Annotated in this window: 8 protein-coding genes and 1 pseudogene; all 9 read right to left on the bottom strand. The window is 72.2% G+C overall.

The window, feature by feature from the left end; translation table 11 throughout:
* Positions 1 to 10: 10 nt before the first annotated feature.
* A complete protein-coding gene (locus DVA66_RS12205; protein ID WP_114560338.1) occupies positions 11 to 985 on the bottom strand; it encodes a polyprenyl synthetase family protein in 975 nt (324 codons plus the stop codon).
* Positions 986 to 1,086: 101 nt separating this feature from the next.
* On the bottom strand, positions 1,087 to 2,853 hold the full coding sequence (nuoN, locus tag DVA66_RS12200; protein ID WP_114560336.1) for an NADH-quinone oxidoreductase subunit NuoN: 1,767 nt from the start codon (positions 2,851 to 2,853) through the stop codon (positions 1,087 to 1,089).
* Positions 2,853 to 4,511, bottom strand: coding sequence for an NADH-quinone oxidoreductase subunit M (locus DVA66_RS12195; protein ID WP_114560335.1), 1,659 nt, complete (start codon positions 4,509 to 4,511; stop codon positions 2,853 to 2,855). Before DVA66_RS12195 ends, nuoN begins: the two co-directional genes overlap by 1 nt.
* A 12-nt stretch (positions 4,512 to 4,523) precedes the next feature.
* Positions 4,524 to 6,434, bottom strand: coding sequence for an NADH-quinone oxidoreductase subunit L (nuoL, locus tag DVA66_RS12190; RefSeq protein WP_114560334.1), 1,911 nt, complete (start codon positions 6,432 to 6,434; stop codon positions 4,524 to 4,526).
* Positions 6,435 to 6,443: 9 nt separating this feature from the next.
* Positions 6,444 to 6,743, bottom strand: a complete 300-nt coding sequence (gene nuoK, locus DVA66_RS12185) for an NADH-quinone oxidoreductase subunit NuoK (protein ID WP_114126446.1) — start codon at positions 6,741 to 6,743, stop codon at positions 6,444 to 6,446.
* Positions 6,743 to 7,651, bottom strand: a complete 909-nt coding sequence (locus DVA66_RS12180) for an NADH-quinone oxidoreductase subunit J (protein ID WP_198671704.1) — start codon at positions 7,649 to 7,651, stop codon at positions 6,743 to 6,745. The genes nuoK and DVA66_RS12180 overlap by 1 nt, the downstream gene beginning before the upstream one ends.
* Positions 7,652 to 7,712: 61 nt before the next feature.
* On the bottom strand, positions 7,713 to 8,312 hold the full coding sequence (gene nuoI / locus DVA66_RS12175; RefSeq protein WP_114560337.1) for an NADH-quinone oxidoreductase subunit NuoI: 600 nt from the start codon (positions 8,310 to 8,312) through the stop codon (positions 7,713 to 7,715).
* 8 nt (positions 8,313 to 8,320) lie between these two features.
* Entirely contained in the window at positions 8,321 to 9,673 is a 1,353-nt protein-coding gene (gene nuoH / locus DVA66_RS12170) for an NADH-quinone oxidoreductase subunit NuoH (protein ID WP_114560333.1), read from the bottom strand.
* A pseudogene (locus DVA66_RS12165) lies at positions 9,670 to 10,124 on the bottom strand (hypothetical protein); the annotation flags it as partial. The gene nuoH and the pseudogene DVA66_RS12165, both read right to left, overlap by 4 nt.

Below are 10,124 nucleotides of genomic sequence, written 5' to 3'. Positions count from 1 at the left end.
GCGCGCGGCGTCAGCTGACGCGGTCGACGAGCTGGGTGGCGACGGCGGCGAGGGCGTGGCGGGCGGGGACGTCGGGGAGGAGGTCGAGGTGGCTGAGGGCGGTGCGGGCGTGGGCGCGGATGACCTCGCGGGCCTCCTCGATCACCGGGTGCGCGCGCAGGCGGCCGAGCACCTCGGCCAGGCGGGCGGGGTCGCTGAGGTCGGACTGCACGGCCTGGGTGAGGGCGACGTCCTCGGGACGCTTCGAGCGGGCCAGCATCAGCGTCGGCAGCGTCGGCACCCCGGCGCGCAGGTCGGTGCCGGGCTCCTTGCCGGTGACGTCGCTGGTGATGTCGATGAGGTCGTCCGACAGCTGGAACACCAGCCCGACCTCCTCGCCGTAGGCGGCCAGCGCGTCCAGCTGCTGCTCGCCCAGACCGGCGGTCAGTCCGCCGAAGACCGCGGAGGTAGCGATCAGCGAGCCGGTCTTGTCGGCCAGCACGGCCAGGTGGTGGGCCAGCGGGTCGGCACCGGGCTCGGGTCCGACGGTCTCGGCGATCTGGCCCTGCACCAGCCGGGCGAAGGTGCGCGCCTGCAGCTGCACCCAGCGTGGCCCGAGGGCGGAGATCAGGTCGCTGGCCCGGGCGAAGAGGTAGTCCCCGACGAGGATGGCGATGCTGTTCTGCCAGCGCTGGTTCGCGCTCGGGGCGCCGCGACGGATCTCGGCCTCGTCCATCACGTCGTCGTGGTACAGGCTCGCGACGTGGGTCAGCTCGACCACCTGGGCGGCGACCTGCAGCGCGTCCTCGTCGACCCGGTCGCCGAGCTCGGCCGCGGTCGCCACCAGCATCGGGCGGAACCGCTTCCCACCGGACCGGATGATGTGCTGGGCGGCCTCGGTGACCAGGGCCGTGTTGGCCTGGGCGGCCACCAGCAGCCCCTCCTCCACGGCCTCCAGCCGGCGGCGCACCGCGGCCTCCAGGCCGGGATCCTGCGCCCCGGGCAGCAGCCCGGAACCCGGGTCGGGGTGGGAGTCACCCGCACCGACGGCCCCGGAACGGGTCACCGTCTCGCCAGGACGACCGGGTCGGTCGGGCACACCTCACCTCACCTCAGGAAGACACTGGCCTGCAGGGCCAGCTCGAGCAGCGGCCCGGGCACCAGCCCGAAGACCACCGTGAGTGCCACGGCGACCGCCACCGCTGCATAGGTTGCCACACCGGCCCGGCCGACCCCCACCTCGCCCGCGCCCAGCTCCGGGCGGGAGGCGGTCGACGTGACGGAGGTCTCCTCCGCGGACGCAGCCGCGTCGTCCCGACGGGTCGCGAGGCTCAGGGCGCCGGTGCCGGGCTCGGCGGCCTCCGCGGTCGCTCCACCCGCGGGCTCCGCACCGCTCGACGGACCGACGTCCGGCCCGGCGGTGCCGGCGTCCGCGGTGACGGCGGCAGCGCGCGGGCGCGGCTCGGCGAAGAAGAGGGTGACGATGACCCGCAGGTAGAAGTAGGCCGCGAGCAGGCTCAGCACCACCCCGACCACCACCAGCCAGGCGTAGCCGCCGCTCCAGGCCGACTCGAACACACTGACCTTGGCGATGAACCCGCTGGTCAGCGGGATGCCGGCGAAGCTCAGCATGAACACCGAGAACGCCCCCGCCAGCCACGGGTGCCGACGGCCGAGTCCGGCCCAGTCGTCCAGGCTGCTGGCCTCGCCGTTGCGGTCGCGGATCAGGGTGACCACCGCGAAGGCGCCCACCGAGGCCGCCCCGTAGGCCACCAGGTAGAAGAGGGTGGCGCCGACGCTGCTGAGGTCGCGGGCCCCGCTGCTCAGGCTCGCGCCGGTCACCGCGGTCAGCATGAACCCGGCGTGGGTGATCGAGGAGTAGGCCAGCATCCGCTTGACGTCGGTCTGGGTGATCGCCAGCAGCGCGCCCACCGCCATGGTGAGCACGGCCAGCAGCGCCATCAGCGGCTGCCAGTCCCAGCGCAGACCGCCGAGCCCGACGTAGAACACCCGCAGCAGCGCCGCCACCGCGGCGATCTTCGTGCAGGAGGCCATGAACGCGGTGACCGCGGTCGGCGCGCCGGTGTAGACGTCGGGGGTCCAGGAGTGGAACGGGACGGCGGCCACCTTGAACAGCAGCCCGATGCTCACCCCCGCCATCCCGACCAGCAGCAGCCAGGTCGACTGCTGTCCGGCGCTGATGGCGGCGTCCAGGGCTGCCAGGTCGAAGCTGCCGGCGTAGCCGTAGAGCATCGCCACCCCGTAGAGGAAGAACGCCGAGGCCAGTGCGCCGAGCAGGAAGTACTTCAACCCCGCCTCCTGGCTGAGCAGCCGCCGGCGACGGGCCAGCGCGCAGACCAGGTAGAGCGGCAGCGAGAGGATCTCCAGCGCCACGAACATCACCAGCAGGTCGCCCGCGGCGGCGAAGAGCATCATCCCGAACAGCGAGAACAGCGCCAGCGGGTAGACCTCGGAGTGCTCGGTGCGGGCGCGGATCGCCAGCTCCTCGTCGACGCTGCCGGGGACGGCCGCCGCCTGCGGGGCGAAGGCGCTCACCCCGCCGTTGAGCCGGCGCTCGGTGAACAGCAGCAGCGACAGCGCGCCGAGGACGAGCAGCGCGGTCCACACGAAGTAGGTGGGGAGGTCGACCGCGACAGAGCCCAGCGCCGAGATGCCGACGTCACCGGCGGACCAGCCGCTGACGGTGAGGGCGCCGGCGACCAGCAGGGTGAGGAAGGTCAGCCCGACCTGCACCGGCCAGCGCGCCGAGCGCGGCGTCACCGCCTCCACCAGCACACCCAGGCAGGCGCCGGCGAAGACGACGATCAGCGGCATCAGCCGCGCGTACTCCAGCGAGGGAGGGGTGATCTCCATCAGTTGGCCTCCTGCTCGACGCTCGGTGCCGGGTCGGTGACCCCGGCCTGCTCCAGGGTCGCCCCGACCACCGGCGCCACCGCGTCCAGCACCGGGGCGGGGAAGAACCCGAGCACCACGATGAGGACGACCAGCGGCGCCAGGGTGAGCCGCTCCCGGCCGTCGAGGTCGGAGCGGACGTGGTCGCGGACGTCGTCGGTGACCGGGCCGGTCATCGTCCGCTGGTACATGATGAGGATGTAGAGCGCGGCCAGCACGATGCCGAGGGTCGCCACCGCCGCCACCGCCGGGTAGCGGGAGAACGTGCCGGCCAGCACCAGGAACTCCGAGACGAAGCTCGACAGCCCGGGCAGGGCCAGCGTGGACAGCCCGGCGAAGAGCAGCAGCCCGGCCGTCACCGGCGCCACCTTCTGCACCCCGCCGAAGGCCTCGATGCTGCGCGAGCCGCGCCGCTTCACCAGGTAGCCGACCACCAGGAACAGCGCCGCGGTGGAGAGCCCGTGGTTGAGCATGTAGAGGATCGAGCCCGACATCGACTGGCTGGTCCAGGCGAAGATGCCCAGCACGATGAACCCGAAGTGGCTGATCGAGGTGAAGGCGACCAGCCGCATCAGGTCCTTGCTGCCGATCGCGGCCAGCGCCCCGTAGAGGATGGAGACCAGCGCCAGCACCAGCACCACCGGGGTGGCCCACAGGCTGGCCTCGGGGAACAGCCCCAGGCAGAAGCGGATCATGCCGAAGGTGCCGAGCTTGTCGAGGATGCCGACCAGCAGCACCGCACCGGCCGGGGTCGACTCCTCCGCGGCATCGGGCAGCCAGGTGTGCACCGGCACCATCGGCGCCTTCACCGCGAAGGCGATGAAGAACCCGACGAACAGCCAGCGCCCGACCTCGCCGTCGATGCCCAGCGCGGCGAGGTCGGCGACGAGGAAGGACGGCTCCCCCGCGCGGGCGGAGACCACGTAAAGCCCGATCACCGAGGCCAGCATGATGAGCCCGCCGCCGAGGGCGAAGATGAGGAACCGGCTCGCCGCGCGCCTCCGGTTCGGCCCGCCGAAGGCGCCGATGAGGAAGTACATCGGCAGCAGGATCGCGTCGAAGAGCAGGAAGAACAGCAGCACGTCGGTGGTGAGGAAGGCCAGTAGCGCGAACCCCTCCAGCGCCAGCACCAGGGCGAAGAAGGCCCGCGCGCTCCAGCGGCGGGGCTGCTCGGGAGCGGTCGCCGTGGCGCCACCCCCGGCCCCTGCCCCGACGGTCTCCGGACGCTCGGGGCCACCCGCGCCGACCAGCACCTGTTCGCGCTGACGCACCGCGGCGGCGTCCCGGACGCCCTCCGAGGCGCCACCGCGCCGGTCCTCGTCCCGCCAGCTGGCCAGCAGCACCACCGGGGTGAGGACGAGGGTGAGCGCCACCATGGTGAGGCTGAGGCCGTCGGTCGGGCCGAGGGCCCAGTAGGCGCCGATCTGCGGGATCCAGGGCACCTGCTCGGCCAGCGGCGCGCCGGCCAGGTGCTGGGCGACCACCCAGCCGCCGAGCACCAGGGCGAGCAGCGAGACCGCCAGCCCGGCCGCCCGCGCGGCGGTACGCGGCAGCGCCACCAGCAGCAGGGCCCCGGCCAGCGGGAGCAGACCGAGGACGGTCAACCACGGGATGTTCATCGCTCTCCTCCCTCAGGCCAGCCGGCCGAGGACCAGGACGACGGCGACCATGCCGACGCCGGCCACCATCGTCAGCGCGTAGCTGCGCACGAACCCGTTCTGCAGCCGGCGTCCCACCTGGGACAGGCCCGCCAGCACGTCCCCGGTCGCCGACCAGCCGCCGCCGACCAGCGTCTCGTCGGCCCGGCCGAGGACCCGGACCAGCTGCTGCCCGGGACGCATGAACACCGCCTCGTTGAAGGCGTCGCCGTAGAGGTCGCGGCGTCCGGCCAGCACGAACGGCGAGCGGGTGCTCGGCGCGGTCTGCGGCACCCCGCGGCGGCCGAACAGCACCCACGCCAGCGCCACCCCGCCGGCCACCAGCAGCAGCGTCACCGCCGCCACCGGGGTGAAGTGCAGCAGGCTCGCCTCGTGCGCCTCGGCCCGGACCGCGGGCGCCAGCCAGCCCTCGATCCAGTTGTTGAGCACCAGACCGCCGACCACCGAGGCGGCGGCCAGCACGACCAGCGGCACGGTCATCACCGCCGGCGCCTCGTGCGGGTGGACGCCCTCGGCCCAGCGACGGCGTCCGAGGAAGGTCATCAGCATCAGCCGGGTCATGTAGAACGCGGTCACCCCCGCACCCACCATCGCCAGCACCCCGACCACCACGTTGTGCTCGAAGGCCGCCTCGATGATGTGGTCCTTGGAGTAGTAGCCGGACAGGAACGGGAAGCCGATGATCGCCAGGTAGCCCAGGCCGAAGGTGGCGAAGGTGATCGGGAGCGCCCGGCGCAGCGCCCCGTAGCGGCGCATCTCGACGTCGTCGTCCATGGCGTGCATCACCGAACCGGCCCCGAGGAACATGTTGGCCTTGAAGAAGCCGTGGGTGAGCAGGTGGAAGATCGCGAACGCGTAGCCGGCCGGGCCGATCCCGGCCGCCAGCAGCATGTAGCCGATCTGGCTCATGGTGGAGCCGGCCAGCACCTTCTTGATGTCGTCCTTGGCGCAGCCGATCCAGGCGCCGAACAGCAGCGTCACCGTGCCCACGACGACCACCGCGGTGCTCGCCACCTCGGTGTGGGTGAACACCGCGTTGGCCCGCACCACCAGGTACACCCCGGCGGTCACCATGGTGGCGGCGTGGATCAGCGCCGACACCGGGGTCGGGCCCTCCATGGCGTCCAGCAGCCACGACTGCAGCGGCACCTGGGCCGACTTGCCGCAGGCGCCGAGGAGCAGCAGCAGCCCCATCACGGTGGCGACGGTGCCGCCCATCTCCCCCGCGCCGGCGTCGACGTCGACGAAGGCGGAGGAGCCGAAGGTGGCCAGCATCAGCATGATCGCCAGCACCATGCCCATGTCGCCGACCCGGTTGACCACGAACGCCTTCTTGGCCGCGGTGGCGGCGGTCGGCTTGTGCTGCCAGAACCCGATCAGCAGGTAGGACGCGAGCCCGACGCCCTCCCAGCCGACGAACAGCACCAGGTAGTTGTCGGCCAGCACCAGGATGAGCATGGCGGCGACGAAGAGGTTGAGGTAGGCGAAGAACCGTCGGCGCCGGGGGTCGTACGCCATGTAGCCGATCGAGTAGACGTGGATCAGCGAGCCGACACCGGTGATCAGCAGCACGAACAGGATCGACAGCTGGTCCACCAGCAGCCCGGCGTCGATCCGCCACCCGCCGGTCTCGATGAACCGGTACAGCGGGACGCCGACCGCGCGGGCCCCCTCCTCACGGCCGAGCAGGTCGACGAAGAGCACCACCCCGAGCACGAACGACCCGATCGGCATCAGCGTGCCGAGCAGGTGGCCCCAGGCGTCGGCGAACCGTCCGGCCAGCAGCAGCACCAGCGCACCGGCCAGCGGCAGCGCGATGAGCAGCCACGCCAGTCCGAAGAGCCCGGAGGCGGCCGTGGGCGTCACCACTTCGAGCGGGGTCACAGGTCCTCCTCAGAACTTCAGCAGGTTGGCGTCGTCGACCGAGGCCGAGCGGCGGGTGCGGTAGATCGAGACGATGATGGCCAGCCCCACCACGACCTCGGCGGCGGCCACCACCATCACGAAGAAGCTGGCGACCTGGCCGTCCAGCAGGCCCCACGCGTGGGAGAAGGTGACCAGCGCGAGGTTGCAGGCGTTGAGCATCAGCTCCACGCACATGAACGCCACGATCGCGTTGCGCCGCACCATGAAGCCGACGGCGCCGATGGTGAAGAGCATCGCCGAGAGCACCAGGTAGTAGCTCGGTTCCATCAGATCCGCTCCTCGTCCGACAGGTCCTCACCACGGGTGCGCTGGGTGCGCTGGGACGCCTTCAGCGCAGCACCCTGCTCGGCCACGCTCTCCCCGGGCCGCGGGTCGCGCTGGTGGCCGACCGCCGGGTCGGGCTGACGGTCCCCGGCGATCTCGGCGTGCCGCTGGGCCATCGGGGCGAGCAGCTCCTCCGGCGTGCGGATCCGCGAGCGGCTGCGCAGGGGGGCCGAGACCGAGTCCTCGGCCACGGACCCGTCGGGCAGCAGGGCGGGGGTGTCGACCGCGTTGTGCCGGGCGAAGACGCCCGGGGTGGGCATCGGGCCGGGGTGGCGTCCGGTCTCGGCGTAGGCCCGGATCCGCTCCGCGGCGCGGGTGCGCTGGTCGCGGCGGGGCACCAGGCGCTCGCGGTGGGTCAGCACCATCGCCCCCACGGCCGCGGTGATGAGCAGCGCCGAGGTGGCTTCGAAGGCCCACACCCAGCGGACGAAGACCAGCGCGGCCAGCCCCTGCACGTTGCCGCCGTACTGCGCGTTGGCCTCGGTCAGCCCGACCGGGCCGGTGACCACGGCGTTGCCGAGCCCGGCGACCAGCAGCACCACCAGCCCGATCCCGAGCACGACCGCGAACACCCGCTGCCCGCGCAGCGTCTCCACGAAGGAGTCGTCGGAGTCGACGCCGACGAGCATCACCACGAAGAGGAACAGCATGAGGATGGCGCCGGTGTAGACGATGATCTGCACCGCGAACAGGAACGGGGCGTCGAGGGCGGCGTACTGGATCGCCAGGCAGATCATCACCGCCGCCAGGCAGAGCGCGGAGTGCACCGCCTTGCGGGCCAGCACCATCCCGACCGCGCCGAGCACCATCACCGGGGCGAGCAGCCAGAACGCCAGCTCCTGCCCGCTCATCGGTCTCCTCCGCTCAGGGGTCCTTCGACGGGCTCAGGACGCTCGGGGTGGGTGGCTGCCGTCATCGGTCACCTCCGGGGCGTTCGGCCGCACCGGCCGGTTCGGGCGGGGTGGGCGTGTCGTGCCGGCGGCCCGGGCCCTCGCCGCCGGTGCGGGTGTCCGCACCGCCAGAGGTGGGCAGGCCGCGGAAGTAGGTCTCCTCGTCGTCACCGAGCCGGCGCGGGTGCGGCGGGGCCTCCATGTCGGGCAGCAGCGGGGCCAGCAGCTGGTCCTTCTCGTAGATCAACGAGGCCCGGCTGGTGTCGGACAGCTCGAACTCGTTGGTCATCGTCAGCGCCCGGGTCGGGCAGGCCTCGATGCACAGCCCGCAGAGGATGCAGCGCAGGTAGTTGATCTGGTAGACGCGGCCGTAGCGCTCACCGGGTGAGTACCGCTCCTCCTCGGTGTTGGACGCGCCCTCGACGTAGATCGCGTCGGCCGGGCAGGCCCAGGCGCACAGCTCGCAGCCCACGCACTTCTCCAGCCCGTCGGGCCAGCGGTTGAGCTGGTGGCGGCCGTGGAAGCGGGGCGCGGTGATCTTCGGCTTGGTCGGGTAGTCCTCGGTGAAGGTCTTGCGGAACATCGTCTTGAACGTCACCCCGAACCCGGCGACGGCGTCCAGCACACCCATCAGGACGTCTCCTCTCGATCGTGACCCGGACCGTCCGGACGCCGCCCGGCCCGGTCCGTGTCCTCGTCGCCGGGGAGCACCCCGGCCATCTCCGGCAGCTGCTGCTCGCCCTGCGGCGGCACCGGGTAGCCCCCGGCGTAGGGGTCGAAGGCGGTCGGTGCCGCGGTCTCCGGTTCGGTCTCCCGGCCGCCGAAGAGGGCCAGCCCGATCGCGACCAGCACCACCGCGCCGGCGCCGAGGAGCACCGCGGGGCTGGTGAACCAGCCCTCCTCCCGGCCCATCCGCACGGTGGCGATGCCGACGATCCAGACCAGCGAGAGCGGGATCAGCCAGCTCCAGCCGAGCTTCATGAACTGGTCGTAGCGGAACCGCGGCAGCGTGCCCCGGAGCCAGACGAAGACGAAGATCAGCAGGATCACCTTGGCCAGGAACCAGACCGCGCCCAGGTAGCCGGCGTCGATGCCGGGCACCTGGTTGAGCGGCCACGGCGCGTGCCAGCCGCCCAGGAACAGGGTCACCGCGATCGCCGAGACGGTCGCCATGTTGATGTACTCGGCCAGGAAGAACATCGCGAACCGCATCCCGGAGTACTCGGTGTGGAAGCCGCCGACCAGCTCCCCCTCCGCCTCGGGCAGGTCGAACGGGGCGCGGTTGGTCTCGCCCACCATCGAGATCAGGTAGATGACGAAGGACGGGGCCAGCAGCAGCGCGTACCAGCCGGTGATGCCGACGTCGGCGCCGAGGACCACCACCGGCTGCTGCTGGGCCGCCACGATCTCCGAGGTCGACATCGACCCCGCGAGCAGGAACACCGCCACCAGCGACAGCCCCATCGCGATCTCGTAGCTGATCATCTGCGCGCTGGAACGGAGCCCGCCGAGCAGCGAGTACGTCGAGCCCGAGGACCAGCCGGCCAGCACGATGCCGTAGATGCCGATCGAGGCGATCGCCAGCAGGAAGAGCACCGCCATCGGCAGGTCGGTCAGCTGCAGGTTGGTCTGGCGGTCGGTGAACGGCACGGTCACCGTGCCGGCGATCGGGATCACCGCCCACGCGGTCAGGGCCGGGACGGCGCTGAGGAACGGGGCCAGGTTGAAGACCACCTTGTCGGCCGCGGTCGGCATGAAGTCCTCTTTGAACATCAGCTTCATGCCGTCGGCCAGCGACTGCAGCCAGCCGAAGGGTCCGTTCATGGTGGGGCCCTTGCGGTGCTGCATCCGGCCGACGACCTTGCGCTCGAAGACGATGTTGAACAGCGTCAGCACCAGCAGCAGCGCGAAGACGAACACCGCCTTGATCAGCACCACCCACCAGGGGTCGGCCCCGAACAGGGCCAGGTCCATCGCGGTCATGCCACCCCTCCCTGCTCCTCGGCCTGGACGTCGCGCTCGGTCAGCGGCGTCTCGCCCAGGTCCACCTGCTCCCCCGGCCGCGGGGTGGCCGGCAGCACCGACGGCAGCACCCGCACCGGTCCGCCGGCCCGCAGGCCGAGGGCGAGGGTCGAGACGCCGGCCGACAGCGTCGGCACCCACAGCACGTCGTCGACCATCTCCGGCATCACGTGCACCGGCAGCACCACCGAGCGCTCGTCGTCGGCACCGGGGGCGAGCAGCCGGACGCCGCCGCCCTCGACCAGTCCGACCCGCTCGGCGGTCGCGGCGCTGACCCGGGCCACCGCCCGGCGGGCCGTCGCCAGCAGGTGCGGCTCGCCGTCCAGGGCCCGGCTCGGGTCGAGCATCATCCGCCAGGTCGCCAGGGTGAGCTCGGTGCCCGCGTCGCCGCCGGTCGCGACAGCGGGACGCC

Source organism: Desertihabitans aurantiacus, assembly GCF_003344635.1.
Lineage (GTDB): Bacteria > Actinomycetota > Actinomycetes > Propionibacteriales > Propionibacteriaceae > Desertihabitans > Desertihabitans aurantiacus.
This window is presented reverse-complemented; position numbering and strand designations above follow the sequence as displayed.

Bases quoted from the DNA above. Each gene is read 5' to 3' on its own strand.
- DVA66_RS12195 (WP_114560335.1), bottom strand. From the start codon at position 4,511: ATGAACATCCCGTGGTTGACCGTCCTCGGTCTGCTCCCGCTGGCCGGG.
- nuoH (WP_114560333.1), bottom strand. From the start codon at position 9,673: ATGACCGCGATGGACCTGGCCCTGTTCGGGGCCGACCCCTGGTGGGTG.
- nuoK (WP_114126446.1), bottom strand. From the start codon at position 6,743: ATGGAACCGAGCTACTACCTGGTGCTCTCGGCGATGCTCTTCACCATC.
- nuoN (WP_114560336.1), bottom strand. From the start codon at position 2,853: ATGGAGATCACCCCTCCCTCGCTGGAGTACGCGCGGCTGATGCCGCTG.
- DVA66_RS12180 (WP_198671704.1), bottom strand. From the start codon at position 7,651: ATGAGCGGGCAGGAGCTGGCGTTCTGGCTGCTCGCCCCGGTGATGGTG.